Origin of the sequence: Umezawaea sp. Da 62-37 (genome assembly GCF_032460545.1) — a bacterium.
Classification (GTDB): Bacteria; Actinomycetota; Actinomycetes; order Mycobacteriales; family Pseudonocardiaceae; genus Umezawaea.
In genome coordinates this window covers 659,015-685,713 of record NZ_CP135965.1, presented here as the reverse complement: position 1 = coordinate 685,713, position 26,699 = coordinate 659,015, and the positions used below count along the sequence as shown (strand labels likewise).

The 26,699-nt window shown below is 72.4% G+C and carries 25 protein-coding genes and 1 pseudogene; 11 read left to right on the top strand and 15 right to left on the bottom strand.

Annotation, left to right across the window (positions count from 1 at the left end):
- The first annotated feature begins 27 nt into the window (after positions 1–27).
- Complete coding sequence (locus RM788_RS02910; RefSeq protein WP_315929912.1) at positions 28–270, top strand: mersacidin/lichenicidin family type 2 lantibiotic; 243 nt, start codon at positions 28–30, stop codon at positions 268–270.
- 133 nt (positions 271–403) lie between these two features.
- Positions 404–3,091 carry a helix-turn-helix transcriptional regulator gene (locus tag RM788_RS02905; protein ID WP_315929911.1) on the top strand — a complete coding sequence of 896 codons (2,688 nt, stop codon included), beginning with the start codon at positions 404–406 and terminating at the stop codon, positions 3,089–3,091.
- 59 nt (positions 3,092–3,150) lie between these two features.
- On the opposite strand, the gene RM788_RS02900 is transcribed toward RM788_RS02905, so the two are convergent.
- Both RM788_RS02900 and RM788_RS02895 read right to left on the bottom strand, forming a co-directional pair.
- Positions 3,151–3,708, bottom strand: coding sequence for a DUF2510 domain-containing protein (locus RM788_RS02900; RefSeq protein ID WP_315929910.1), 558 nt, complete (start codon positions 3,706–3,708; stop codon positions 3,151–3,153).
- Entirely contained in the window at positions 3,708–5,042 is a 1,335-nt protein-coding gene (locus RM788_RS02895; protein ID WP_315929909.1) for an SNIPE associated domain-containing protein, read from the bottom strand. The genes RM788_RS02900 and RM788_RS02895 overlap by 1 nt, the downstream gene beginning before the upstream one ends.
- 165 nt (positions 5,043–5,207) lie before the next feature.
- Here RM788_RS02895 and RM788_RS02890 point away from each other — a divergent pair, with 165 nt between their 5' ends.
- The 4 genes from RM788_RS02890 to RM788_RS02875 all read left to right on the top strand — a co-directional run bounded on the left by RM788_RS02890 (position 5,208) and on the right by RM788_RS02875 (position 7,528).
- On the top strand, positions 5,208–6,326 hold the full coding sequence (locus RM788_RS02890) for a DUF6745 domain-containing protein (protein ID WP_315929908.1): 1,119 nt from the start codon (positions 5,208–5,210) through the stop codon (positions 6,324–6,326).
- A gap of 11 nt (positions 6,327–6,337) precedes the next feature.
- A complete protein-coding gene (locus tag RM788_RS02885; RefSeq protein ID WP_315929907.1) occupies positions 6,338–6,772 on the top strand; it encodes a DUF8820 family protein in 435 nt (144 codons plus the stop codon).
- 134 nt (positions 6,773–6,906) lie between these two features.
- A complete protein-coding gene (locus RM788_RS02880; protein WP_315929906.1) occupies positions 6,907–7,059 on the top strand; it encodes a hypothetical protein in 153 nt (50 codons plus the stop codon).
- Between the two features lie 10 nt (positions 7,060–7,069).
- Positions 7,070–7,528, top strand: coding sequence for a pyridoxamine 5'-phosphate oxidase family protein (locus tag RM788_RS02875; protein ID WP_315929905.1), 459 nt, complete (start codon positions 7,070–7,072; stop codon positions 7,526–7,528).
- Here RM788_RS02875 and RM788_RS02870 read toward each other — a convergent pair.
- Positions 7,522–8,130 (bottom strand): TetR/AcrR family transcriptional regulator, encoded by a 609-nt coding sequence (locus RM788_RS02870; RefSeq protein WP_315929904.1) that lies wholly within the window; start codon positions 8,128–8,130, stop codon positions 7,522–7,524. The two genes, RM788_RS02875 and RM788_RS02870, sit on opposite strands and share 7 nt — an antisense overlap.
- Positions 8,131–8,269: 139 nt before the next feature.
- Here RM788_RS02870 and RM788_RS02865 point away from each other — a divergent pair, with 139 nt between their 5' ends.
- On the top strand, positions 8,270–8,968 hold the full coding sequence (locus RM788_RS02865) for an NADPH-dependent F420 reductase (RefSeq protein WP_315929903.1): 699 nt from the start codon (positions 8,270–8,272) through the stop codon (positions 8,966–8,968).
- A gap of 43 nt (positions 8,969–9,011) precedes the next feature.
- On the opposite strand, the gene RM788_RS02860 is transcribed toward RM788_RS02865, so the two are convergent.
- Positions 9,012–10,196 carry a zinc-dependent alcohol dehydrogenase gene (locus RM788_RS02860; protein ID WP_315929902.1) on the bottom strand — a complete coding sequence of 395 codons (1,185 nt, stop codon included), beginning with the start codon at positions 10,194–10,196 and terminating at the stop codon, positions 9,012–9,014.
- Between the two features lie 290 nt (positions 10,197–10,486).
- Between RM788_RS02860 and RM788_RS02855 the strand changes: the two genes are divergently transcribed.
- Positions 10,487–10,711 carry an RGCVC family protein gene (locus RM788_RS02855; protein ID WP_315929901.1) on the top strand — a complete coding sequence of 75 codons (225 nt, stop codon included), beginning with the start codon at positions 10,487–10,489 and terminating at the stop codon, positions 10,709–10,711.
- 74 nt (positions 10,712–10,785) lie between these two features.
- Here the strand turns inward: RM788_RS02855 and RM788_RS02850 are convergent, their stop codons facing one another.
- From RM788_RS02850 to RM788_RS02840, 3 genes are all read right to left on the bottom strand, one after another.
- Positions 10,786–13,128: a glycoside hydrolase family 65 protein gene (locus RM788_RS02850; protein WP_315929900.1), complete on the bottom strand. Its 2,343-nt coding sequence runs from the start codon at positions 13,126–13,128 to the stop codon at positions 10,786–10,788.
- Entirely contained in the window at positions 13,125–13,856 is a 732-nt protein-coding gene (locus tag RM788_RS02845; protein WP_315929899.1) for an HAD family hydrolase, read from the bottom strand. The genes RM788_RS02850 and RM788_RS02845 overlap by 4 nt, the downstream gene beginning before the upstream one ends.
- A gap of 70 nt (positions 13,857–13,926) precedes the next feature.
- Positions 13,927–15,018 carry a C40 family peptidase gene (locus RM788_RS02840; protein ID WP_315929898.1) on the bottom strand — a complete coding sequence of 364 codons (1,092 nt, stop codon included), beginning with the start codon at positions 15,016–15,018 and terminating at the stop codon, positions 13,927–13,929.
- A 233-nt stretch (positions 15,019–15,251) separates the two neighbouring features.
- Here RM788_RS02840 and RM788_RS02835 point away from each other — a divergent pair, with 233 nt between their 5' ends.
- Both RM788_RS02835 and RM788_RS52825 read left to right on the top strand, forming a co-directional pair.
- Entirely contained in the window at positions 15,252–15,956 is a 705-nt protein-coding gene (locus RM788_RS02835; RefSeq protein ID WP_399345350.1) for a response regulator transcription factor, read from the top strand.
- Positions 15,953–16,228 (top strand): annotated as a pseudogene (locus RM788_RS52825) (response regulator); the annotation flags it as partial. The gene RM788_RS02835 and the pseudogene RM788_RS52825, both read left to right, overlap by 4 nt.
- A gap of 93 nt (positions 16,229–16,321) precedes the next feature.
- Here the strand turns inward: RM788_RS52825 and RM788_RS02825 are convergent.
- Entirely contained in the window at positions 16,322–17,533 is a 1,212-nt protein-coding gene (locus tag RM788_RS02825; protein WP_315929895.1) for a GAF domain-containing sensor histidine kinase, read from the bottom strand.
- A 367-nt stretch (positions 17,534–17,900) separates the two neighbouring features.
- Here RM788_RS02825 and RM788_RS02820 point away from each other — a divergent pair, with 367 nt between their 5' ends.
- Entirely contained in the window at positions 17,901–19,457 is a 1,557-nt protein-coding gene (locus tag RM788_RS02820) for an ice-binding family protein (protein ID WP_315929894.1), read from the top strand.
- A 5-nt stretch (positions 19,458–19,462) separates the two neighbouring features.
- Here the strand turns inward: RM788_RS02820 and RM788_RS02815 are convergent, their stop codons facing one another.
- The 7 genes from RM788_RS02815 to RM788_RS02785 are packed head-to-tail and all read right to left on the bottom strand — an operon-like array spanning position 19,463 to position 26,689.
- The gene (locus tag RM788_RS02815; protein ID WP_315929893.1) at positions 19,463–20,638 is read right to left on the bottom strand and encodes a serine hydrolase domain-containing protein; all 1,176 of its coding nucleotides are present in this window, start codon (positions 20,636–20,638) and stop codon (positions 19,463–19,465) included.
- 44 nt (positions 20,639–20,682) lie between these two features.
- On the bottom strand, positions 20,683–22,266 hold the full coding sequence (locus tag RM788_RS02810; RefSeq protein ID WP_315929892.1) for a SpoIIE family protein phosphatase: 1,584 nt from the start codon (positions 22,264–22,266) through the stop codon (positions 20,683–20,685).
- A complete protein-coding gene (locus RM788_RS02805; RefSeq protein WP_315929891.1) occupies positions 22,263–24,020 on the bottom strand; it encodes an ATP-binding response regulator in 1,758 nt (585 codons plus the stop codon). The genes RM788_RS02810 and RM788_RS02805 overlap by 4 nt, the downstream gene beginning before the upstream one ends.
- Before the next feature lie 2 nt (positions 24,021–24,022).
- Positions 24,023–25,060 (bottom strand): ATP-binding protein, encoded by a 1,038-nt coding sequence (locus RM788_RS02800; protein WP_315929890.1) that lies wholly within the window; start codon positions 25,058–25,060, stop codon positions 24,023–24,025.
- Entirely contained in the window at positions 25,048–25,455 is a 408-nt protein-coding gene (locus RM788_RS02795) for an anti-sigma regulatory factor (protein ID WP_315929889.1), read from the bottom strand. The genes RM788_RS02800 and RM788_RS02795 overlap by 13 nt, the downstream gene beginning before the upstream one ends.
- Positions 25,452–25,859 carry an STAS domain-containing protein gene (locus tag RM788_RS02790; RefSeq protein ID WP_315929888.1) on the bottom strand — a complete coding sequence of 136 codons (408 nt, stop codon included), beginning with the start codon at positions 25,857–25,859 and terminating at the stop codon, positions 25,452–25,454. The genes RM788_RS02795 and RM788_RS02790 overlap by 4 nt, the downstream gene beginning before the upstream one ends.
- Complete coding sequence (locus RM788_RS02785; RefSeq protein ID WP_315929887.1) at positions 25,859–26,689, bottom strand: STAS domain-containing protein; 831 nt, start codon at positions 26,687–26,689, stop codon at positions 25,859–25,861. Before RM788_RS02785 ends, RM788_RS02790 begins: the two co-directional genes overlap by 1 nt.
- Positions 26,690–26,699 lie beyond the last annotated feature (10 nt).

Here is a 26,699-nt window from a genome sequence, read left to right as displayed (position 1 = left end):
ACCCGGTTCCCGGATACGGAGGACTCCATGACCGCACCAGCCGCCGACATCGCCGAGACCGTCCGCCTGTGGAAGGACCCCGACGCCAGGTGGGAACTCGACCGGGAGCCGAGTCCGGCCCATCCAGCGGGGGAGATCACGCTGCCACCGACCGGTTCCGCGTGTCCGCCACAGGCGCACGCTGACACCTGGTCCCTGGTCGCGTTCCCACCGCCGTCCGCCTCCGGTCCGTGCTTCGGCTACGGGACCTCCGCGGACGACCGGCGCTGACGGTCCGACGATGGAAGCCGGGGGGCGGGCATGACGGTGGTAGTGGTCCCTTCGCCGCGGATGGTGGGGCGCGAGGCGGAGTCGCGGGTGCTCATCACCGCGGTCGAGGACGGGGCGGGCGAGCGGCGCGCCGGTGCCGTTCCGGCCGATCTCCGAGGCGCTGTCCCCGCTGACCAGCGAGAGCGGGCTGCCGACCGATCCGGAACTCGCGCCCCACCGCGCCTCGCTGGCCCGGTTCCTGCCGGAATGGCGCGACACCACGGCTTTCGGTGACGAGGAGTCCTTGCTCGTCGTCGCCGAGGGCCTGCTGAGGCTGCTGGCCGTGCTCGGCCGGGGCGTCGGATGCCTGATCGTCCTGGAGGACCTGCACGACGCGGACGCCGAGACGCTGGCCATCGTGGACCACCTCGCCGACAACCTCGTCGGCCTGCCGGTCGTGCTGCTGACGACCGCCCGTTCCCAGGCCGGACCGGCTCGGGAACTGGTCCTGGGCGGAGGACGCCGGTCCGGTGTCACGATCGTGGAGCCGGGCCGCCTCGACCCGCTCGGAGTCCGGGACCTGGTCGCGTCATGCCTCGGCGCGCGGCCCGAGGACGTGCCCGGCGCGGCGGTGGACCGGCTGTTCCGAGACAGCGGCGGACTCCCGTTCGTCGTCGAGGAGCTGCTCGACGGCATGGTCGCCGAAGGCGGGCTCGTGGCGGGGCCGTCGGGCTGGTCGGTGCAGGACGTCCCCGTGCCGGTGACCGTCGTGCTCAGCATCTCGCACCGGGTCGACCGCCTCGCCCCCGAGGCGGGCGCCCTGCTCGCCGTGGCCGCCGTGCTGGGCCGCCGGTTCCCGCTGTCGGTCGTGCGCGCGGTGTGCGGGCTGGACGGCGTCGACCTGCTCCGGCACCTGCGCTCCGCGGTCGACGCCCGGCTGGTCGCCCCCGACCACCCGGCGCCGGAGTGGTACTCGTTCCGCCACGCCCTGACCGCGGACGCCCTGCTGGCCGGGCTGGGCGCGAGCGAACGGGCCGAGCTGGCCCGACGCGCGGCCGACGTCCTGGAAGCCGAACACCCCGGCCTTCCCGGCGAGTGGTGCTCGGCCACCGCGTTCCTCCGGCTGCGGTCGGGCGATCTGCCCACCGCCGCGGGACTGTTCGCCGAGGCGGGTCGTCGGATGCTCGCCGACGGCGCGCCGGCGACCGCCGTGGACCTGCTGCGCCGCGCGCACGACCTGCCGTCCCCCGACGACGGGGCACGGGTGGCGGTGCTGGAACCGCTCCTCAACGCCCTCGCCGGAGCGGGCCGGGTCGACCAGGCCCTCGCCCTGGCACCGGATCTGGACGACCCCGGCCTCGGCGTCGAGCGGCAGGCCTCCCTGCACACCGTGCTGGCACGGGTCGCCGTGCGCGCCGGGCTGTGGGCGCGGGGCGCCGAGGAGATCGCGGTCACCCGCGCGCTCCTCGGACCCGACGCCGCGCCGCGACTCACCGCGGAGGTCGACGTGATCGCGGCGGCGCTGGCCCTGCGGACGCAGGACGTCGATCGCGGGACCGTCGCCGAGCGGCTGGCGCGCCAGGCACTGCTCGACGCCGGGCGGGCAGACCTGCCCGAGGTGGCGTGCGAGGCCCTGGAACTGCTGGGAACCCTTGCCCGCCAACAGGACCTCACCGAGTCCGACGGCCACTTCACGCGCATGGGCGAGCTGGCGCACCACCACCGGCTGCGCTCGGTCGAGCTGCGCGCGCTCGCCCGGTCCGGCGTGAACGAGAACCTGCGCTCCGGGCGCGTGGTCAAGCTGCGGCGGGCGCACCTCCACGCGTTCCAGGTCGGCGCCGTCACCGAGGGGTACCTGCTGGAGGTCGACCTGGTGATGGTCGCCGTGCTGCGCGGCGAGTTCCTCCGCGCGGCCGAACTCGCCGACCACTGCGCGCCCGTGGTGACCAGGATGCGGCTCGGAGACCCGATCCGCCACGTCCTGGTGGCGAAGGCCGCGATGTCCGCCCACCGCGGCAGGCGCGCCGGGATGGCGGGCGCGCTCGCCGAACTCGACCGGTGGAACGGGCGCGGGTCCCACCGGACGCCCTTGGCCCACGGCCTGTGCGAGGCGTTCTGCGCCCTGCTGGAGGAGGACCGGCCGCAGGCCGTGCGAGCGCTCGACGACGCGATCGCGAGCGAGGAGCGGAACCCGGCCGACCAGGTGCTGGCGGGCCGGTACGGCCTGCGGGTCCTGCTCGGCGTCCTGGCGGGCGTGGCGGGGTGGCGCGAGTACGAGGAGGCCGCGGCCGCCCCCGCGGGCGCGCTGGCCTGGAACCGCCAATTCCTGCACCTGGCCAAGGCCGTCCTGCTCGGCCGCGCGGGCCAGTCCGCCGCGGCCGCCGCCGCCATGGTCGAGCACCTCCAGGTGTCCGAGCCCTTCGCCATGGCCCGGCACCTCGGCCTGCGCCTGGCCGCCGAGGCCGCGCTGACCGACGGCTGGGGCGCACCCGCGAACTGGCTGCGCGAGGCCGAGGCGTACTTCCACCAGGACTACGTCCCCGCGGTCACCAACGCCTGCCGGGTGCTGCTGGGCCAAGCGGGCGTGTCCGCGGCACCGCACCGCGGCGGTACCGGCGACCTGCCCGCGCCCCTCCGGTCGAGGGGCGTCACCGTCCGCGAGCACGAGGTGCTGCGCCTGCTCGCCGAACGCCTGGACAACGTCGAGATCGGCAAGCGGCTCCTCATCTCCCCGCGCACCGTGGAGAAGCACGTCGCCAGTCTCCTCGCGAAAACCGCGCAACCCGACCGCGAGGCGCTCAACCGGTTCGCGAGCGACCACCCGACCCGGCGGCCGGAGTGACGCCCGGAGGTGCGTCCACCCGGTGGGCGGCCCGACCACCGCCGGGGCAGACGGTCCTATCAGACGATGTCGAGCCGGGGAGCCGCCGAGGCGTGCTGCGCCGCGTGGGCCACGGCCTGCGCGTCGGAGAGGTTGCCCACCCGCACCGCCAGCGCCGGCACGGCGCGTTTCGCCGGCCTCGTGGTGTACACCGCGAAAACCCTCGTGTTCTGGTCGTAGACGACGGCCTTCGCCTGGTTCCAGTGGACGTGCAGGAACTGCTTGCGCAGCAGGCCGTCGAAGAGGAAGACCAGCCGCTGGTCGGTGCAGGCGAGCACGCCGGTGCCCTCGCCCCTGGCGCTGGTCAGCGCCAGCACCCGCTCCTCCGAGCCGAGATGGCCACCCAGGAGGCCGACCTCCTTCATCGACCCCACGAGCATGCCGCGCACCCGTTCCAGCGCTTGGGCCACGTCGGGGCGCAGCACCGGGACCACGGGCTGCGGCACGACCTCGACGACCGGCGCCAACTCGACCCTCCGCTCGACCGTGTGGAACGTCCAGTGGAGGCCGTCCCAGTAGCGCAGCAGCGCGTCGTCCAGCGGATCGGGCAACCACGTGGCGGGGCGCGACGTCGTCATCACTCGCCGCCGTCGTCGGACAGATCGCCGTCGGCGTCCGCTTGTGCCCCGGCGGTTCCCGGTCCGCCGCGTCGACCGGGATCGGACGCCCGCCACTCGACGGCCTCGGCGATGTCGTTGTACTCCAGGACGTGGTCGTTCCCCAACGACACCAACAGGTCCCGGACCTCCGCGGGGGTGGCGTAGAAGAACTCGCGGCGCGGGTTGACGAGGTTCAGCCGCCGATGCGCCAGCTTGTGGTGAAGGCTGGTCTCGAGGGCGACCGCGTCCTCGGAGAAGAACAGGGCGTGGGTGTCGAAGCGGAAGGGCACCGACGCGTCGCCGAGTTCGCGGACCCGGTCCATCGGCTCCAGCCTGCGGGTCATGCCGATCTTGACCACGTCGGGGCCGAACGCGCCGATGTTGGAGATCACGTAGACGTACCCGGCGCGCACGTTCGCGGCCCGCTCCTCGATCCCGGCGATCGCGCTGTCCACCGACGCCAACTGCTCGCGCGCCCGCTCCAGCCCCGCCGGGTCCCCCTTCGCCTCCAGCTTCGCGACGACGGTGGTGTAGTGCGCCCGCTCCTTCGCCAGCCGTGCCCGTTCCCGCTCGATCTCCTTGGAGACCTTGGCCTCCTCGCGCAGCCGTTCGCGCTCCGCCCTCGCCTGCTCGCGCTCGGCCTCGACCTTCACCAGGTAGTCCGACGTCAGGTCGATCTCGTGCAGCCGCAACCGGTGGTAGTCCGGCGAGATGACGATGCGCATCAGGACACCGAGCCTGCCGACCGTGTCCCGCGTCGTCGTCAACCGCTTCTTCACCGCCTCGCGGGTGTGCGGCTTCACCGCGCGCACGGCGTTGTCGGCCTCGGCGTTGTAGGAGCGCAGCATCAGCTTCGCCATGTCCCGCCCCAGTCTCTGGCCTTCCTTGACCGACCCGTTCACCGCCCAGTCGACCTGGCAGGTCACCGCGTCGCCCTTGGCCGCTTCCTTGATCCGCTGCTTCAGCGCGGCCAGGGAATCCTTGTACGCCAATGCGTCGTCCAGCGGATGCGCGTACTCGTAGACACCGACCTCCTGCAGCAGGGCCAGTTCCCGTGTCTCCACGAGCCGAGCCCGCCATGCGTCGACCTCGCCCCGAGCCTGCTGCTGCTCCGCGCCAAGCGCCGCCCGCTCGCCCCTCGCCTGCTCCACCGACGACCGCAACCGCCGCAGCTCCGCCTCCAGCGCACCGGTCTCCGCGCCGCGCAGTTGCCCCACCCACCCGCGCAGCTCGGCGATCGTGGCCTGCGCCGCCGTCACCTGCTGCTGGAGCGCGGCGACTTCCGCGTTCTCCTTGCCACCGAACAGGGCCACCGCCGGTCCTCCCGCCTGCCCGTCGACACCGACGGGATCCGTCCCGCTACGTCGGGAGCGCCGCCGTTCGCGTTACATGATCGGGATCGGGGGTTGTGCCGTGGCCGCACGGCCTGCCATGATCCCCGCCATGACGACACGAAAGGGCGATCGCGCCCTGGCGCTGTGAACGCCCTCCGCGGGCGAACGACCCGCGATCTCGATTTCCGGTGGCAGACAACCGATCTCCGTTCCGAGTGGTACGGGCACGCCCTCTCCACCGCACCCGCGGACCGGCAGGCGTCCGAGGCCGCCATCACGGGCCTCTACGCACTGGCGGGTGAGCCTCCTCCGGCGTTCGTCTGGGTCCGCTCGCCCGCCGCCGCCCAGCCGCTGCTCCCGCCGTCGGCACCGCTGAGCGTCGACGGCCCGTGGCCGCTGGAGAGCCGGTTGGCTTCGGTGCTGTCGTCCCTGCGGGAACGGCTGGATCGGAAGACCGGCGCACATCGGGAGCCCTACCCGCCCGCCCGGCCGACACCTCTGGAAGCGGCCGTCCGCGACCCGGTGCACCGGGTCGCCCACGAGTCCGTCGCGGCGGCCATCCGCTCGGCGATCCCCACCCGGTCCGGCGTCTGCTGGTACGGCCAGCACGAGGCGGCCTGGGTGGCGCACTACGACGCGCACCACCGCTTCGGCCCTGCCCGGTTCGAGGCCGCCGACGTGGCGCAGTTGCAGCTGTGGACCACTCTCGCCCGTTCGTGCGGCTGGTGGTGGCCGCGCGACGGCCGGTGCGTGATCGCGGAACGCCCGACGACCGTCCACACCGAACCCGTGGCGGGCAGCGAGCACGGCGAGACCCGCCTCCACTCGGCGCGCGGTCCCGCCGTCGTCTTCCCGGACGGCTGGGCGATCCACAGCTGGCACGGCACCACGGTGCCCGCGTGGGTCGTCGACACCCCCACCGTCGACCTCATCGGCGCCGAACCCAACGTCGAGGTCCGCCGCTGCGCCATCGAGAACCTCGGCTGGGCGCGGTTCATCGCCGAAGCGGGCCTCACGCTCGTCGGCCGAGCCCAGGACCCCGGCAACCCCGGTGGCGAACTGAGCCTCTACGACCTGCCCTACGAGCAGTGGGGCAGAACCTCCCGGCTGCTGCTCGCCGTCAACGGTTCACTCGAACGAGATGGCACCCGCCGCCGCTACGGCCTGCGCGTGCCGCCCTGGTTCGACGACCCCATCGACGCCGCGGCCTGGACCTACGGCCTTGTCGGCTCCCAGTACGCGCTGTTGCGGCGCCGGACCTAGAGGTGATCACCATGAACCTGACCGATCTGCTCGACCGCACCGGACTCTCCGTTCTCGACCACCTGGAGAGGCAGACCGCCGTCCCCGTGGTCGACGGCCTGCAAGCACAGGGAGACCTGATCGTCATCCCGTTCGACCTCCTCGGCACAGTCACCATGTTCGGGCACGTCTACTGGCGGCAGGTCCCGCCGGAGGGCGTGGAACTGGTCCGCGGTGTCGCGGGCAACAACCCGCACACGCTCGTGGCGGACCCCGACACCTGCCGCTGGACCACCGACGTCGGCGATCCGCTCCGCTTGGCGATCGCCGTCTTCACGAACACCGCCCCGGCCTACCTCGTCCACCCCGAACACGGCGGCAGCGGCGTCGCGCCGGGCACTTGGCTGGTGCGACGCCAACAGGAACGCGGCGCGGGCGGCATGGGCAAGGTCCTGGTCGCGGACTAGGGGCTCCCCGGCGTCGGTGGTGCGGATTCGTCCGCACCACCGACGCAGGGGAGCACTTCTGGTCCCGGCGACAACGGATCCTGCCGGCCGAGCCCCGTCCAGCCCACTCGCCGCCCCTGGGTTGGCGGTGCTGGGTGCTGGCGGGTGTGCTCGCGGTGCTGTCTGGGCGGTTGCCGCACGCCGATGCGGTCGTGGGCGTCCTCGTGACGTTCTCGGCGACCACCATCGGCGCGGCCTCGCGGTATCGAGTGGGCTTGCAGGACATGACCGCCACCGAGTCGCACTAGGGTGTTCGTCGTGTCCCGTCGTGAGCAGATCAGGATGAGCCAGGACGAGGTGCGCGCGTTCCTCGACGAGGAGCGCGTGGTCACCGTCGCCACCGTCAACCCGGACGGTCGGGTGCACCTGGTGCCGTTGTGGTTCGTGCGCACCGGCGACGCCGTCGAGGGGTGGACCTACGGGCGGTCGCAGAAGGTCGTGAACCTGCGCCGCAGCCCGCTGGCCACGCTCCAGGTGGAGGCGGGGGAGACCTACGACCAGCTGCGCGGCGTATCGCTGGAGTGCGACGTCGAGCTGGTCACCGACCCGGACGAGGTCGTCCGGATCGGGCTCGCGGTGTCGACGCGCTATGGCGGTGGGCAGAGCCCGGAGCTGGAGGGGTTCGTGCGCGCGCAGGCCGCGAAGCGGGTGGGTCTGCGGTTCACGCCGACGGGCACTGCGAGCTGGGACCACCGCAAGCTCGGCGGGACCTACTGACGGGCGGCGCCCCGCAGGGTCGCGATCGACGCGCGCAGCGTCGTCCGCAGCCGACTGGTGCTGCCGGTCACGGTCATCATCACGATGCCGCCGATGACGCCGGTGACGATCGTGCCCGCCATTGTGTCCGCGTCCAGGCCGGGATCGATCTTGCGTGCCGACTGCATGGCGCGGATCCCGTCGGCCACCACCCGCTCCCAGGCTTCGAGGAGACCGGCCAGGACGTCCCGCACCTCCGGCGCGTCCTGGTCCAGTTGGCCCAGCAGCGCGGCCAGGCCGCACCGGGTCCCGTTCTCCTCGTAGTGCGCGTACAGCGCTTCTGACCACTCGTCCCACGCCCGCCAGGTCCTGGTCGCGCGCAGCCGCGACTCCTGGTCGGCCAGGATCGTGCGGGCCTCGTACCGCGCGACGGCGACCATCATTTCGGCCTTCCCCTGCGGGAAGTAGTGGAACAGCTGGCTGTTGCTGACGTTCGCGGCGACGCGGACGCACTCCATGCGCGTGTTCGCCGCGCCGCGCTCGCGCGTCACCGCCGCGGCGTACTCGACGATGCGCTCGCGGGTGGCCAAGCCCTTCGCGGTCAGTTCGCGTTCTCCTGACATGGCGCGACCCTATCAGCACTTCTGGCTCACCTGGGCCAGAAGTGGGTGGCAAGTTCTGGACTTGACAGGCCAGAATCCTGAGACACAGACTGGACCGAACAGGCCAGAACTGCTGGTCGTGCTCCAAGGAGGAACAGCGATGTCGACTGTGGGACTCATCGGCGCGGGCAAGATCGGCTCCACCGTGGCGCGGCTCGCGGTGGCGGCGGGGCACGAGGTGGTCGTGAGCAACTCCCGCGGCCCGGAGACGCTCGCCGACCTCGTCGCGGAACTCGGCCCCTCGGCTCGGGCGGGCACGCCCGCCGAAGCCGCGGCCGCCGGCGACGTCGTGGTGGTCACGGTGCCGCTCAAGGCCTATCGGGACATCCCGGTGGCACCGCTGGCGGGCAAGGTCGTGATCGACACGAACAACTACTACCCGGACCGCGACGGGGTCATCCCGGAGCTGGAGGACGGCTCGGCCACCACCAGCGGCCTGCTCCAGGCGCACCTGCCGGACGCGTCGGTGGTGAAGGCGTTCAACAACATCTACTACCGCCACCTCGGGTCGCTGGCCCGGCCGTCGGGCTCCGCCGACCGCAGCGCGCTGGCGATCGCGGGTGACGACGCGGCGGCCAAGGCGACGGTCACCGCCCTGTTCGACGACCTCGGCTACGATACCGTGGACGCCGGTCCGCTGGCGGAGGGGTGGCGGTTCGAGAGGGACCTGCCCGCCTACTGCGCGATCTACTTCGCGCCCGGCACCGAGACCGACGACCTCGGCCTGCCCGGTGCCCAGCCGACCGACAGCGAGGCCGTCACCGCGGCGCTGGCGAAGGCCGAACGCCCGGCGGGCTAGACCGGTGCGGGGTGGCCGCCCGTTCGAGCGACCACCCCGGAGGTCAGGGCTGCAACAGCACCTTGATGGCGTTGTCCTGCTTCTTCTGGAACATCTCGTAGGCCTGCGGCGCTTCCGACAGCGGGACCCGGTGGGTCGCGAAGCCGTCCACGCCCAGCGGGTCGTCGTCCACCAGCAGCGGCAGGATGTCGTCGACCCACCGCTTCACGTTGGCCTGGCCCATCCGCAGCTGGATCTGCTTGTCGAACATGGTGAGCAGCGGCATCGGGTCGGCCATGCCGCCGTACACGCCCGCCAGCGAGATGGTGCCGCCGCGGCGCACGACGTCGATGGCCAGGTGCAGGGCGCCGAGCCGGTCGACGCCCGCAGTCCGCATCAGCTTCTCCGCCACGGCGTCGGGCAGCAGACCGGTGACCTGCTGGGCGAACTTGCCCACCGGGGCGCCGTGCGCCTCCATGCCGACGGCGTCGATCACGGCGTCCGGGCCGCGTCCGCCGGTGAGGTCGCGGATGTGGTCGGCGAGCTTCTTGCCGTGCCGCCTCAGGTCGAGTGCCTCGATGCCGTCGGCCTTCGCGCGCGCGAGCCGTTCGGGCACCAGGTCGACGCCGATGACCTTCTCCGCACCGCGGTGCCGCGCGATCCGGGCGGCCATGGCGCCGATCGGCCCGAGGCCGAGCACGACCAGGCTGCCGCCCTCCTTGACGCCCGCGTACTCGACGGCCTGCCACGCGGTGGGCAGCACGTCGGACAGGTAGACGAACCGGTCGTCCGCCGGGCCGTGCGGGACCTTGATCGGCAGCGTGTTGCCGAACGGGACGCGCAGGAACTCCGCCTGCCCGCCGGGCATGCTGCCGTAGAGCTTGGTGTAGCCGAACAGCGTCGCGCCCATGCCCTGGTCGCGCACCTGGGTGGTCTCGCACTGCGAGTGCAGGCCTTCGCCGCACATGAAGCACGTGCCGCAGGAGACGTTGAACGGCACCACGACGCGGTCGCCCGCGCTCAGGCCGGTGACCTCCGCGCCCACCTCCTCGACGACGCCCATCGGCTCGTGGCCGAGGATGTCGCCCTCGTCGAGGAACGGGCCCAGCACCTCGTACAGGTGCAGGTCGGAACCGCAGATACCGCTCGACGTGATCTTCACGATCACGTCGGTGGGGTCCTTGATGATCGGGTCGGGAACCGTGTCGACCCGGACATCGCGCTTGCCGTGCCACGTGACGGCTTTCATCGGTCGTCCTCCCGCGATGTTCGGAACTGGTCTGCGAGGTCTTCCCCGCGATCGGCGGTGCAAACCTGTCCGGGTGGGCACGGTCGGGTGACGCGATCCGGTCTTCCGGTACCGGTGCCCGGTGGAAACCCGTCGTCCCGGAACCCGGCCAACATCCCCGCGTCGGAGTAGCGTGGGCATTTCGCCCCAGACCCCCGGCGGCGCCGCACGTGCCGGGCAAGGGGTTTCCCCTCCGCACCGGTAGCGCCGTCGGACCCGCCAGAGGATCAACGAAGCAGAGGACCGGGCAGATGTCGATGGCCGACGTGCAACCGAACGCAGCCGAGCCGGACGCCGATGGCGCCGTCGAGGCCACCTGCACCGTGTGCCCGCACCCGTGGGAGGCGCACGACCGGGTCGCCAAGCGCTTCTGCACCGCGATGACCGCGAGCGGCGACCTCCGGAAGTGCCTGTGCTCCGGTGTCTCGGCGGGCATGACCTACAGCAACTCGACCAGGGGCCCGATCAGCGGCTGAGTGCGCGCCGCACCCCCGACCCGATCGAAGCGCCCCACCCGGATGACCGGGCGGGAGCGCTGTGCTGCCGCGCGTCAGCCCGATACCTGCCCACCGCGCTTGGGCGCTCGTCCCTTCGGCTGCGGTGGCGGTGGCAGGGGATCGCGGTGCGGGATCGGCAGCGTCACGGGGTCGCCGGGCTCGACGACGAACTCCTCACCGTGGTGGGAAACGCGCAGGGCGTCGCCGGAGATGACGCGGTAGGTCGCCTGGCCGGGTTCGACCGACACGGACAGCCTGGTGCCGCGGAAGCACATCCGGAACGCGTACCGGCGCAGCGCCGGGGGAGTGCGCGGGGCGAACGTCAACCGCCCGCGGTGGTCGCGCATCCCGCCCAGGCCGGCGACGATCGCGGTCCACGAACCCGCCAGCGACGCGATGTGCAGCCCGTTGCGCACGTTGTCGTGCAGGTCGTGCAGATCGGTGAACGCCGCCTCGGCCAGGTAGTCGTAGGCGAGGTCGAGGTGGCCGACCTCGGCCGCCAGCACCGCCTGCGTGCCCGCCGACAACGACGAGTCGCGCACCGTCCGCGCCTCGTAGTAGGCGAAGTTGCGGACCTTCTGCTCCGAGGTGAACGCGTCGCCGCGCAGGTGCATGGCCAGCACCAGGTCCGCCTGCTTCACCACCTGCTTGCGGTACAGGTCGAAGTACGGGTAGTGCAGCAGCAGCGGGTAGTTCTCCTGCGGTGTCGCGTCGAAGTCCCACTCCCCGTGCCGGGTGAAGTTCTCCGACTGCTGGTGCACGCCGAGTTCGTCGTCGAACGGGATCACCATGTGGTCGGCCGCCGCGAGCCACCCGTCGGACTCCTCGCGGGTGACGCCGAGCCCGCGCGCCACGTCGGGATGGCGGTCGGCCGCGGCGGCGGCGTCGCGCAGGTTCTGCTGCGCGATCAGGTTGGTGTAGACGTTGTTGTCCACCACCGCGGTGTACTCGTCGGGACCGGTCACGCCGTCGATGCGGAACCCGCCGTCGCTGTCGTGGTGGCCCAGCGATCCCCACAGCCTGGCCGTCTCCACGAGCAGTTCGGTGCCGCACTCCCGTTCGAACCCGGTGTCGCCGGTCGCGGCGACGTACTGGGCCGTCGCGTGCGCCACGTCGCCGGACACGTGGAACGCCGCCGTGCCCGCGGGCCAGTAGGCGGAGCACTCCGCGCCGTTGATCGACCGCCACGGGAACGCCGCGCCGCGCTGGCCGAGCACCTCGGCCCGCTCACGGGCTTTGTCCACAGTGGAATGCCGCCACCGCAGGGCGTCCCGCGTCGCGTCCGGCACCGTGTAGGTCAGGACCGGCAGCACGAACGTCTCGGTGTCCCAGAACGCGTGCCCGTCGTAGCCGGGTCCGGTCAGGCCCTTGCTCGGGATCGCGCGGGTCTCGCCGCGCGCCCCGGCCTGGAGGACGTGGAACAGCGCGAACCGGATCGCCTGCTGGAGCTCGTCGTCGCCGTCGATGTCGACGTCGGCGACCTCCCAGAAGTTGTCGAGGTACCGGCGCTGCTCGGCCAGCAGCCCGTCCCAGCCGGTCTGCCGGGCGCCGGTCAGCGCCGCCTCGACCTGCGCGCGCAGCGCGGGCACCGAGCGCTGCGCCGACCACCCGTACCCCAGGTACTTGGTCAGCCGCAGCCGCCCTCCCTTCGGCACGTCGACCGCGGCGGTGAAGCGGGCGAGGTCGTCCGCGGCGCGGATGCTGGTGCGGTGGCCGTCGGGGACCTCCAGGTCGTGGTCCATCGCCGCCGCCATCCGCAGCCCGGAGTGCCGGGTGCGGTGCGCCAGCACGGCACGGGCGCCCTCGGCGGCGGCGAACTCGCCGACCAGCGGTGACGACAGCGCGGCCGCCACGCGGGGGTCGTCGGAGCGCTGCTCGATCGGCTCGTTGGCCAGCAGGTCGGACTGCACGACCAGCTGCAGGTCGTCGTCGGGCACGACCTCGTAGCGGATCGCGGCCACCGAGCGCCGGGTGAACGACACCAGCCGCTCCGTGCTCACCACGACCCGCCTGCCGGTCGGCGACTCCCAGCGGGTCCGCCTGCGCAGCGTGCCGGTCCGGAAGTCCAGCACCCGGTGGTGCTCCAGGGCCCGCCCGTAGCGCATGTCCAGCGGCTCGTCCTCGACCAGCAGCCGGATGACCTTGCCGTCGGTGACGTTCACGACGGTCTGGCCCGCCTCGGGGTAGCCGTAGCCCGCTTCCCCGTAGGGCAGCTGGTGCTCCTCGTAGAACCCGTTGAGGTAGGTGCCCGGCAGCCCGCGGGGCTCGCCCTCCTCCAGGGTGCCGCGCATCCCGATGTGGCCGTTGGACAGGGCGAACGTGGACTCGGTGCGGACCAGTTCGTCCACGTCCAGTTCCCGCCAGGCCAGCTCCCAGGGGTGGATCTCGTAGGTCACGGCGCGGGCTCCAGGAGTTCGGCGAGATCGGGTACGACGACGTCGGCCCCGTGGTCGTGCAGCGCGGCCGCCTGGCCGGTGCGGTCCACGCCGACCACGTGGCCGAACCCTCCGGCCCGGCCCGCCTCGACGCCGGACAGCGCGTCCTCGAACACGGCGGCCCGCCCCGGTTCGACGCCGAGTCCGCGCGCACCGGCCAGGAACGCGTCGGGGGCGGGCTTGCCGCGCAGCCCGTCGCGTTCGATGACCACGCCGTCGATCCGCACCCGGACGAACCGGCTCAGGTCGGCCGCCTCGAGCACGCGCTCGCCGTTGGCCGACGACGTGACGACCCCGATGGCCAGCCCGGCCCGTTCCACGGCCTCCAGGTAGCGAAGGGAACCGGGGTACGGCGTCACGCCCTGCTCGGTGATGACCTTCTCCAGCAGGTCGTTCTTGCGGGTGGCCACCGCGGTCGGGGAGTCGCCGCCCGCCCCGTCCTCCGGCAGCGAGATGCCCCTGGAGTCGAGGAACCCGCGCACCCCGTCGACCCGCAGCCTGCCGTCCACGTACCGGAGGTAGTCGTCCTCGGTGAACGGGCTGAAGTCCTCGCCGTCACGGGCCCGCAGGAACTCGTCGAACGTCGCCTTCCACGCCTTGCGGTGCAGTTCGGCGGTGTTGGTGAGCACACCGTCCAGGTCGAACAGGCACGCCGTGATCCCGGCCGGCAGTCCTACCGTCTCGCGCATTCCGCCAATCATGCCCGGACCGGGCCCGCCTCGCGGATCGGCCGGACGAGATCACCGCCACGCCCGCGCGCTACCCGCCGACCCGGCGGATCGTCGCGATGGGACCGATGCCGTCGATCGCGCCGACCTTCACCGGCTCGCCCGCGGTCGAGGCGTGCACTGCCATCGCGCCGTCGATCGCCATCGCCACGTGGCTCACCTCGTCGTAGTACAGCACCAGGTCACCAGCCCGAACCTGGTCGCGCGGGACCGGCGTGCCGACCAGCGCCTGGGCGTAGGTGGTGCGCGGAATGGACACACCGGCCCGCGCGAACGCGGTCATCACCAGCCCGGAGCAGTCGAACGAGTCCGGGCCGACCGCGCCCCACACGTACGGCTTGCCGACCTGGGCGAGCGCGAACCGGACCGCGTCACCGGCCGAACCCCCGACCGGCGGCGCGGCGACGGCGGGCCCGGTGCTCGCGAGCCGGGTCCGGTCGGCGGCGGCCAGCCGGTCCAGGGAGACGCGCACCTCGTCGATCTCCCGGTCGAGATCGGACTTCCGCCGCTCCGCCAGGTCCGCGGCGGCGGCCGCGTCGTCGGTCAGCCGCCGCGCGGCGTCGCGGTCCCCGTCGGCCTTGAGGCTGCCCGCCTCCGCGGTGGTCCGGGCGTCGACGGCCACCTGCCGCGCGCCCAGCGCCGTGTCGGCAGCAGTGGCGGCGGCGTCGACCAGCCCGCCCTGCTGCTCGGCGTAGAAGTCCATGATCATGGCGGCGTCGAGGAACTCCTCGGGGGAATCGGCGCTGAAGATCGCGGCGAGTCCGTTGAGCCGCAAGCCCTTGAACGAGATCTCGACGATGTGGTCGACCTCGTCGCGCAGCCCGTCGGCGGTCGTGCGCGCCCGGTCGGCCGCGGCGCTCGCCAGGGTCTCCGCGGCCAGCGCGTCGTCGGCCACCCGCCGGGACCGCCCGGCGGCGGCGGTCGCCTCGTCGAGGGCCGCCCGCTTGTCCACGAGGTCCTGCGCGGTGGTGAGGACGTCCTCGTTGGTCCGCGCGGTCCGCCTGCTCAGCTCCTGGTACCGGGCGGCTTCGGCGGACTGGGAGGCGGGCGGCTCGGGATCGGCGGGCGACGTGGGCGCGGCGGTGAGCAGGGCGACCGCGAGTGCGACCGCGATCAGCTCCACAACGGACTCGGGAATGGCACGGGGGGCTCCTCGGTTGGATTGCCGGAGCCCCGACGCTATTCCCGGCCGCGGCCCGCGCGACGACTTCCCGCGGACCTTGCCGATTACTTGAGGTTCCGCTTACCCCGCCCAGAGGTGCGCCCGGAAGCGTCACTCCCATGAGGACACCGCTGGACGCCGGCAGCGCTTCGAAGGCCACGCCCTCGGTGGCGCGACACGGGAGAACGCGGACAATGGCGCTGGTGAACGCGCCCGCGAAGGTCCTGGTGGTCGAGGACAACCCGGACATCGCCCAGCTGATCGGGTTGGCGCTCTCGTCGGCCGGGCTGGAGGTGCGCGCGGTCGACGACGGCGACCGCGCGCTGGCCGCCGCGCTGGACTGGACGCCCGACGTCGTGCTGCTCGACCTCGGCCTCCCCGGACCCGACGGGATCGAGGTCTGCCGCCGCCTGCGGCAGTTCTCCAACGCCTACGTGCTGATGCTGACCGCCCGCGGCGAGGAGGTCGACAAGGTGATCGGGCTCTCCGTCGGGGCCGACGACTACCTCACCAAGCCGTTCTCGCCGCGCGAGCTGCTGGCCCGCGTGCAGGCGATGCTGCGCAGGCCGCGCGACCTGGCACCGGCGCGGCCTGCCCCCGGCTCGGGGGCGCTGGAGATCGACCGGGAGGCGCGCGAGGTGCGGGTGGCGGGCGAACCGGTGCCGCTCACGAAGATCGAGTTCGACCTGCTGGCCGCGCTGACCGAGAACGCGCGGCAGGTGCACACCCGCGACCAGCTGCGCGAACGGGTCTGGGGCGGCTCCTGGCTGGCCGACGACCACGCCGTCGACGTGCACATGTCCAACCTGCGCCGCAAGCTCGGCGCGACGGGGGAGGACGGCGTGATCACCACGGTGCGCGGGGTCGGCTACCGGTTCGTGCGCGGGGACGGGCCGTGAGGGTGCTCGTCGTCGACGACGACCCGGACGCGTGCGAGGTGCTGGCCCTGAGCCTGGTCGCCTACCGGGGCTGGGACGTCCGGACCACCACGAGCGGGGCGCGCGCCCTGGAGACGTGCCGGTCGGGCGGGGTGGACGCGGTGCTGCTCGACGTGGACATGCCGGTCGTGGACGGACCCGCCGTCCTGGTCGCGCTGCGGGCCGATCCGCGCACCGCGCGGCTGCCGGTCGTGTTCGTGACGGCGGTGGTCGACCCGGCGCTCACCTCGCGGCTGTGCGCGCTCGGCGCCGCCGCCGTGCTGCCCAAGCCGTTCGACCCGCGGCGCGTCGGCGACCAGGTCGCGGCAGTGCTCGGCTGGGGGCCGCTACCACCAGGCCAGGTCGACGTCCGGCCCGGCGGCGGGCAGCGCGACCTCGAAGGCGCTGCCGCCGCCGTCGGCCGGACGGGCGCCGATGCGGCCGCCGTGCGCCTCGACGATCCCGCGGGCGATCGCGAGTCCCAGCCCCGCGCCGCCGGTCCGCCGCTGACCGGGGACGTCGAACTGCACGAACGGCTCGAAGATCTCGTCCAGCTGCCCCTGCGGGACACCGGGCCCGTGGTCGCGGACCTCGATCCGCGCCCATGACCCGCGCACCCCGCACGTCACGGTCACCCGCCCGCCCCGCGGCGACACGCGCGCCGCGTTGACCAGCAGGTTGGTCACGACCTGGACCAGCCGGTCGGCGTCACCGCGCACCTCGGCGGACTTGGCGCAGACCACCGCCATGCTCACCCCGGCCCGGTCGGCCACCTCCCCGACGGCGTCCACGGCCTGCCGCACGACGTCGGGCAGCACGACCGCGTCCAGCCGCAGGCGCAGCTGCCCGCGGTGCGCCTGGTGCAGGTCCACCACGTCCTGGGACAGCCGGACCAGCCGGTCGGTGTTGCGCGCCGCGATGCCGACCAGCCTGCCGACCTGCGGCGGCAGCTCGCCGAACCGGCCGGACGCGATCAGCTCCAGCGACCCGTGGATGGACGTCAGCGGTGTGCGCAGCTCGTGGCTGACCACGGACACGAAGTCCCGCCGGGCCCGTTCGGTCTCCTGCTCCCACCGGTTCGACCGCACGGTCGCGCACTCCAGTTCGACCCACGCGGCCAGCTCTCCCAGTTCGGCCCGCTGCCGTCCGGTCAGGCTGCGCGGCACCCGGTCGAGCAGGCAGAGCGTGCCGATGACGTGCCCCGATGGCGACAGGACGGGCACGCCGGCGTAGAAGCGGAGGCGCGGGCCGCCGACCACCACCGGGTTGTGCGCGAACCGCGGGTCGGTCAGGGCGTCCGGGATCTCGACGAGCGTGCCGGAGTCGACCACGTGCGTGCAGAACGACAGGGCGCGCGGGGTCTCGCACAACGCCGCCCCGGCCTTCGACTTGGTCCACTGCCGGTCGACGTCGACCAGCGACACCAGCGCGATCGGCATGTCGAACAGGTCCCTGGCGAGCCTGGTGATCCGGTCGAAGCGATCCTCCGGCGGAGTGTCGAGCAGGTGCAGCGCGCGCAGCGCCGCCACGCGTTCGACTTCGCGGTTTTCCGGCGACATCGCCTGCCCTTCGTGGAGGAGCGTTCACCCTTGATATCGATCGTGTCGCGTGTTCATTACATTTTTATTCTCGTCCTCCACGTACGGGTGAGCGGATCTCGGTCAGTCGGACAAGGTTGGGCATCGGAACTGTTCGTGCTGGTAGTCGGTTCGCCTGGCGTTCGGGTGATCTCGGTGTTCCTGTGGGTGAACCACAAGTCCCGGTGTGATGTGCTGATTGAGCCAAACATTTCCCCGTCTCATTTTTTCGTCAGGATTTCCCCATTTTTGGTTCTCGTTCCGCGCATTCCCGGTGAACGGGCACGTGCGCGGCCTTCCGCCGTGCCTCAATCAGCTACCGGGTATTCCCTCCACGGAAGGCGTTGTCATGGACCGCGATCCTGTTCGACCCCCGAACGGCAAGCCGCTCCCACGTGCGCGGTGGGGTGCGGCCGGTGGGCTGGTCACGGCGGCCGCCACGCTGTTCGCCGTCGGCCTGCTGGTGGCGCCGACCGCCTACGCGGCCACGTCCCCGGTGGGGCTGGGCACCGTCGCGAGCTACTCGGTGCTCGGCGGCCAGGCCGTCACCAACACCGGGCCCAGCACCCTGGACGGCGACCTCGGCGTCAGCCCCGGCACCAGCATCACCGGATTCCCGCCCGGCACGACGGCCGGCGCGACGCACAACAACGACGCCCAGGCCGCGCAGGCCCAGTCCGACCTGGTGGTCGCCTACGACGACGCCGCGGGACGCGCGCCGACCGCGAGCGTCTCCGACGACCTGGTCGGGCGGACGCTGCCCGACGGCGTCTACAAGTCCACCGGCCCGATCGGGCTGAGCGGCACCCTGACCCTCGACGGGCAGGGCGACCCGGGTTCGGTCTTCATCTTCCAGATCGCGTCCACGCTGACCACCGCTTCAGCCAGTGCCGTCGTGCTGGTCAACGGGGCGCAGGCCTGCAACGTGTACTGGCAGGTCGGCAGCTCCGCCACGTTGGGCACGAACTCCACGTTCGTCGGGACGATCCTCGCCCTGACCTCCATCTCGGTGACCACCGGGACCATCGTCGAAGGCCGCGCGCTGGCCCGCAACGGCCAGGTCTCCTTGGACACCGACGTCTTCACCACACCGGGCTGCGACACCACACCCACGACCACGACCACCACTACGACGACGGACGGGGCGACGACCACCACCGAGCCGACCACCACGACCGACGACACCACGACGACGACCGACCAGACGACCACGACCACCGACGACACCACCACCACGACCGACCAGACGACCACGACCACGACCACCGACGACACCACCACCACGACCGACGAGACCACCACGACCGAGGAATCGACCACCACGACGACGCCCACCACCACGACCACCACGACCGCGCCCACCACCACGACCGACGACACCACGACCACGACGACACCGGCGCAGGAGACCACCACCACCACCATCCCGACGACGACCACGACGAACGGGACCACCACGAACGAGACCACCACGACCACCGGCGAGTCGACGACCACCGACTCCACGACGACCACCACCGACTCCGGCACCACCACCGACTCCGGCACGACAACCACCGGCACGACAACCACCGGGACCACCACGGCCGACTCCTCCACCACGACCGCGCCCAGCACCACGACGAGCCGGGAGAGGCCCTCGAGGACGATCCCGCAGGAGACGAGCACCACGACGACGACCGGCGACACCGGGGTGGTGTGGTACCCGGAGGGCACGACCGGCGCGGGCGAGCTGTGGACCGGCGGTCCTGGTCCCGCTGACTCCTACTACGCCGCGGACACGTCCGGACTGGCGAGCACGGGCGTGGGCGGCTGGCTGCCGGTCGCCATCGGCGTCGGAGCGCTGCTGTCCCTCACCGGTGCCCTGCTGCTGGCCGTCGGCCGAGTGCGCTCACGTCGGCCGTGACCCCGTCAGGGACGGCCCGCAAGCTCGATCAGGTGACCGGAGATGGACTCCGGGTCGTTGGTCGCGAGGTTGGTCAGCACCGTGACCGACAGGGCGTCCGACGGCCGGATGGTGTTCTCGCAGCGGTATCCCGTGACAAGGCCGCCGTGGGCGTAGGTCAGGTCGGCACCGCCGCCGTGCACCTCGATGCCGTAGCCGTAGTGGACCTGCGTGCCGGGGATGTCGGCGTGCGGGCTCAGCATGGCGGCCCGCGAGGTCGAGCTGATCACGCCCGGCTTGTCCGAGAGCAGGAACGCGTTCCAGCGGGCCAGGTCGCCGGTGGTGGACAGCACGCCACCGGCGGAGAAGTACAGCGACACGTCGTCCTCGCCGGGCGTGGTCCAGTCCGTGTAGCCGTTGGCACGCGGGGACCGGAGGGTGTCGTAGCCGGTGTCGCGCATACCCAGCGGGTCGAACAGCTGCTGCCGCAGGAACGTCGCGTAGTCCATCCCGGACAGCCGTTCGACCAGGACGCCGAGCAGGACGTACCCGGAGTTGCTGTACTTCCACCGGGAACCGGGGGTGAAGTCCAGGGGCTTGCCCTTCACGTAGTCCACCAGCTCCTGGGGCACCACGTGCCGGTTGAGGAACGGCTTGGCCTCGTCCTCACCGGCCTCGGTGTAGTTGTAGATCCCCGAGGTGTGGGTGAGCAGCTGGTCCACGGTGATCGGCGCCCAGTCCGGAGGGCAGTCCGCCAGGTGCGAGCAGACCAGGTCGGTGACCCGCACCTTGCCCTGGTCCTGCAACCGCAGCACGGCCACCGCGGTGAACTGCTTGGTGAGCGACCCGACCTGGAACCGGGTGTCGGGCGTGACGGGGGTGGAGGTGCCGACGTCGGCGTCGCCGTACCCCTTGCGCAGCAGCACGTCCGCGCCCCGGCGCACCTCGACCGCGCCGCGGAACTGCTGCTGGACGGCCATCCCGGCCAGGTAGTCGTCGAGCACTTGGCCCGCCGGGTCCACGGTCACGGGGGCCGCGGCCGGGGGAGTGGTGGACGGCGGGACCACGATCGGCGTCGACACCGGGGGTGACGGCGGCGACGAGGTCGTCGACGGGGCGGGCGCGCCCACCGGCGCCGGTGAGCACGCCGCACCCACCAGCACCACCGAGAACACCACACCGACCAGCACAGCCCGGACCACGGTCACCCCTTTCGCAGGGATGACCTTATGTCACGCTCCGCACATCACGCCCTGCGGAACACCAGCAGGGCGATGTCGTCGCGCTTGCCGCCGCCGAACCGCTCCAGCAGACCGTCGGCCAGCCCGTCCAGGTCGTCGCCGTAAGACACCGCCGTGCGCAGGGACTCCAGGCCCTCGTCCAGGTCGCTGTCGGACCGCTCGACGAGGCCGTCGGTCGTCAGCACGACCAGGCTGCCCACGGGCAGCCCGAACCGGGTGGCGGGCGGGTGCGGCAGGCCGATGCCGAGCAGCGGGCCCGCGACGTCGAGGAACCGGGCGCCCTCCTCGTCGACCACCAGCGGGTGGACGTGGCCCGCGTTGGCGACGTCCACCACGCCCTCGTCCAGGTCCACCAGCATCAGGCACATCGTCGTGAGGCCGCCGCGCGGGTGGTAGCGCAGGAGCATCCGGTCGAGCTTGGTCAGGATCGTCGCCGGGTCGTCGGTCTCGATCGCGTAGGCGCGCAGCGCGTGCCGCACCTCGCCCATGATCGTGGCCGCCTCGATCGAGTGGCCGCAGACGTCGCCGATGGCGACGAGGATGCGCCCGTCGAGGTCGATGACCTCGTAGAAGTCGCCGCCGATCTCGGCGTTCGCCGACGCGGGGACGTAGCGGGCGACCATCGGCAGCCCCGGCTGCTCCGGCAGGGCTCGGGGGAGCAGGCTGCGTTGCAGCGTCAACGCGAGCAGGTGCTCCTCGGTCAGCGCGCGCAGGCCGTCGGCGGCGACGGCGGTGGCCTGCCCCAGTTGCACGAGCAGGTTGCGGTCCTCGTCGGTCCGCGCGGCGGAGGCGTCGACCGCGACGCACACCGGCGGCCTGCCGAGCTTGCTGCGCGCGACCACCACGGCCGCGGGAGCGCCGGGATTCCACGGTGGACTGTCCACGAAGGACACCTCGACGCCCTCGCCGTCCCCGAGCACGGTGGCGACCACGCCGGTGATGAGGGCGACCTCGTCGGTCCGCAGGTCCACGGCGCCCGCGTCCCCGGTGGTGCCCACCCGGACGTCCTCCTCGGTGACCAGCATCGCGACGGCGGTGGTGTCGAGCACGTCGGCCGCGGCCGAGGCCGCGGCGGCGACCAGCGCGTCGAACTCCGCGGCCGAGTTGATCGCCAGGGTGGCCCTGGTCAGCCGGGTGAGGCGGTCGGCGAGCTGTTCGGCCAGCATCCGGGCCCGGTAGTAGCGCAGCGCGGCCTCGACCGTGGCCAGCAGTTCGCCGGGGTCGACGGGCTCGGTGAGGTAGGCGTCCGCTCCGCGGGTCAGGCCGACGGTCTTGTCCTCGGGCTCGACGTAGGTGGCGGAGACGTGGATCACCGGCAGCGCCGCGGTGGCGGGGTCGGCCTTGATGATCTCGCAGACCTCGAAGCCGCTCATGTCCGGCAGGTGCACGTCCAGCATGACCAGGTCGTAGTCCTGCTCGCCGAGCACCCGGAGCGCCTCGCCGCCGGTGACGGCCTCGTCCACCTCGTGTCCGCTGCGGCGCAGCCAGCTGGCGGTGATGTACCGGCTGGCGTCGAGGTCGTCGACGACCAGGATCCTGGCCGGACCGGACCGCGAGCCCCAGCGGCGCCGGTGGTTGCGAGGGCTCATGACGCCGTCCTCCGTACCGCCACGTGGGCCTCCCTGATCGCCTGCCGCACCGATTCCGGGGAGATGAGGGATCGGGTGAGCAGGGCGGCCCCCAAGGTGGACGCCGCCAGTTCCATACCCCCGATGTCCCCTCCGCACACCACGACCACGGGCACCCGCACCAGGGTCGGGTCCTGGCGCAGCACGGTCAGCACCTCGACGCCGCTCATCAGGGGCGTGTCGGCGTCGAGGAAGATCAGGTCCGGGCGCGTGCCGGTGGCCGCGCTGAGCGCCGCCCGACCGTCCTTGGCCTCCACGACGTCGTCGGCCAGCGTGCCGACCTCCGCCCGCAACCTGCCGCGGGACTCGTCGTCGCCGTCGACCAGCAGCGCGATCCCGATCGACGTGAGCGGGATGTCGTCGATCGTCCCCAACGGCAGGTCCAGGACGATCTCGGTGCCCTCGCCCGGCGTGCTGCGCAGGCTCAGGTCACCGCCCAGGATCCCGGCGAGCCTGCGCGCGTAGGGCAGCCCCAGCCCGGTCCCGGCCGCCCCGGCCTGCAGGCGGTTGGGCACCTGGTGGAACTCCTCGAACACGCGGTCGTGCTCGTCGGCCGGGATGCCGATCCCGGTGTCGGCGACGACGAACCGCAGCCGGTCGCCCTCCTCGCGCACCGACAGCCGCACCTCGCCCGACTCGGTGAACTTGAGGCCGTTGGACAGCAGGTTGCGCAGGATCCGCACCAGCATCGTCGGGTCGGTGACGAGGGCGGGCTGCACGGGTAGGTCCTCCACGACCAGCTCGACCCGCGACGTGCGGATCATGGGCCGCAGGGCGCCGCGCAGCTGGACGAACATGTAGTTCAGGTCCACCGGGGCAGGTCGCGGCCGCAGGCTGCCCGACTCGGCCTTCGCCGTGTCGAGCAGCTCGTTGACCAGCGCGAGCAGCGTGGTGCCCGAGTCGTTGATCAGCTCGACCTGCCTGCGCTGCTCGTCGGTGAGCGGGTCGGCGCCGGGCACGGCCAGCAGCCGGGTCAGGCCGACGACCGAGTTCACCGGGGTGCGCAGCTCGTGGCTGATGTTGGACCAGAACCGGGTGCGCGCCTCACCGGCCTCGCGCAGCTGGGTGGTCTTCACGTCCAGTTCGGCGTAGAGCGCGACGACACCGGTGTTGGTCTGCTCCAACTCGTCGGACAGCTCCTTGTACAGCGCCAGGACGCCGCGGTTGGTGTCTTCCAGTTCCTCGTTGGCCCGCTCCAGCTCCCGGCGCTTGTGCTCCAGGTCCTCCAGCGTCTCCAGGAGTTCCTGGTTCTGGGCGCGCAGCTCGTCGAGCGCGTTGCCCTCGTTCACGATCCCCAGCTCGCGGCGGACCCCGTCGATCCCGGCCGAGGAAGGCGGCAGGACACCGACGGGGAAGTTCCTCAGCAGGGCGACGGTGCCCGTGTGCGCGTGCTGCTCGACCCGCACGTCGTGCAGCAGCATCCGCGCGGTGTTCCAGCCCGGACCGGTCGTGGTCACCACGCCGGTCCAGCCCAGGTCGACGACCAGCGCGGGGGAAGGGCCCGCGACCAGGGTGAACACGGCCGTGGTGACGACCGACTGCCGGACCAGTTCGCGTCCCACGTCGCTGAGCGCCGTGGCCACCCGGATCTGGTCCTGCCCGTCCAACCCGACCGCGGCGGCGACCTGCCTGCCCTTGCCGCGCAGCTGGAAGACGTCCGACTCGTCGCGGATGGTCATCCGCGTCAGGTCGGTGCGCACTTCGTCGAGGCCCATGATCAGCCAGTCTTCCCCACCAGGACGCAGGCGTCGTCCTTGCGCACCCCGGCGTCGCGCAGCAGCGCGCCCGCGATCACCAGTGGCGCGGCCGTCATCAGGTCGTCGTCGTGCTCCACGGTCCACCGCTCGGTGAGGCCGTCGGAGTGCATGACCACCGAGGCGCCCACGGGCAGCGGGTAGTCGAACGCGCGGATCGTGCGCGCCTGGTACCCGGCGACGCCGGGGACCGAGATCATGCCCTTCTTCTGGCCGTCGGCCAGTACCGCGGCCCCGATGTTGCCCAGTCCCGCGTACCGCACGGTCCGGCCGACCAGGTCCAGGTCGGCGACCGCGACGGCACCGCCGCGGGTGCCGCGCAGCTCCCGGTGGATCCGCGCGACCAGGTCCTCCGGCGCGGTGTGGTCCAACGAGCAGAACAGCCGCACGGCCGCCTGGGACGCGGTGGCGGCCAACGGGCCGTGCCCGGACCCGTCGCACATCATCATGACCATCCGGCCGGGACTCCGGCGGACCGCGTAGGCGTCACCGCAGACCTCCTCGCCCCCGATGGCACGGGTGATCCCGGCGGCCACGTCCTCGGGGATCTCCGACAGCTCGCCCCGGCGCGGGTGGAACCGGGCGGACAGCGAGGTGCCGCGGCCGGGCCGCGAGGTGACCGCGTACCGGTCCGCCAGCCTCACCACCGCGCCGAGACCGACCCCGAGGGTGCCGGTGGTGGACTGCCCGTCCTGGAACGCCAGACCGACGTCCGCGATGCCGGGCCCGCCGTCCACGGCGAGCACCTCCACCGCGGCCTGGGTGGCGCCGCGCAACGACCGCACGAGGATCACGCCTTCGCGCGCGTGCTTGTGCAGGTTCGTCGCGATCTCGGTCACCGCCAGACCGATCTCGGCCACGCGGGTCGGCGGGAACGCCAACCGCTCGGCCAGGGTCGTGGCGGCCCGCCGGGCGCGACCGGCCTCGGCGGGTTCCTCCACGCGGATCCACTCGACGTCCTCCGCCATCGGCAGGCACGTCGCCCCGTTCAGCGCTTCCACTTGACCACCGTCACGGTGGTGCCGCGGCCGACCTCGGTGTCGAGGTCGAACTCGTCGACGAGCCTGCGCGCGCCGGACAGCCCGAGGCCCATGCCCTTGCCGCTGCTCCAGCCGTCGGCCAGCGCGAGCGTCAGGTCCGGGATGCCGGGTCCGTCGTCGTGGAACGACGCCCGGACGCCCTCGCGGCCGTGGTCGTTGACGACCTCGACGCGCGCCGAGCCCCCGCCGCCGTAGACGAGCGTGTTGCGGGCCAGTTCACTGGTCGCGGTGACCAGCTTGGTCTGGTCGACCAGCGACAGCCGCACCCGCTGGGCGTACCCGCGCACCGCCTGGCGCACCCGCACCACGTCGTCGTCGGAGACGATCGGCAGCTCTTCCGGCCCAGGGGCCGTCACGACCACTCCAGTCCGGACGCATCGCCGCCCGCCGGGATCCGCCCGCTCTCCTGGCCGAGAGTCCGCAGGATCCGCATGCCGCGTTCCAGGTCGAGCGCGGTGCGCACCCCTCCGAGGGTGAGCCCCAACTCGACCAGCGTGATCGCCACGGCCGGGCGCATGCCGACGACCACGGTGTCGGCGTCGAACAGCCGGGAGATCGACGCGATCGTGGCGAACATCCGGCCGATGAACGAGTCGACGATCTCCACCGCGGAGATGTCGATCACGACGCCGTGGGCGCCGGTGGTGCTGATCCTCTCGGCCAGGTCCTCCTGGAGCGCGAGCACGCTCTGGTCGTGGAGGTCGATCTGGATGGAGACGAGCAGCACACCGCCGATCTTGAGGATCGGGACGCGTTCCATCAGCGCTTCACTCCGTCGGCCCGGCGCACCACGTCCACGCCTTCACGGCGCAGCGCGTGCCGCAGCGCGTCGGCCAGCGTCGCCTTGGTGGCGATGTCGCCGAACTCGATGCCCAGCGCCACGATCGTCTGGGCGATCTGCGGGCGGATGCCGGAGATCGTGCACTCGGCACCCATCAGCCGGGCCGCCACGACGGTCTTGAGCAGGTGCTGCGCGACCTGGGTGTCGACCGCGAGCACACCGGTGATGTCGATGATCGCGTGCTCGGAGCCGGTCTCGACCAGCGCCTCCAGCAGCTTCTCCATCACGACCTGGGTGCGGGCGGAGTCCAGCGTGCCGACCAGCGGCACCGCGAGCACGCCCTCCCAGAGCTTGACCACCGGCGTGGTCAGCTCCAGCAGCTGCTCGGACTGCTCCTTGATGATGCTCTCGCGGGCACGGGCGTAGGCCTCGAACGTCCACAGGCCCAGCGCGTCCAGCAGCGAGGAGAACTTCAGCACCTCGCGGAACAGGTCTTGGTCGTTCTGCTCGTCGACCAGCCGGAACACCGGCTCCTTCAGCGCGAACACGCTCGACGCCGTCTCCGCCGGGCTGAAGTTCTGCCGGGCGCGGGTGCGCGACAGCTCCTCCAGCAGCGACCGGATCTCGCCGTAGGTGTGCCCGGACAGGTCCCGGCCGTCACCGGAGGCGACGGGGAGCAGCGTCGCGAAGATCTCGCGGAAGTCCCGTTCCAGCTCGGCACCGGTGGACCGCCCCCGCACCGAGACCGCGGCCGACTCGACCCACTTGCCGATCAGCACATCCGCGTTCTCCCGCAACAGCTCTGTCAAGCGGTGGACG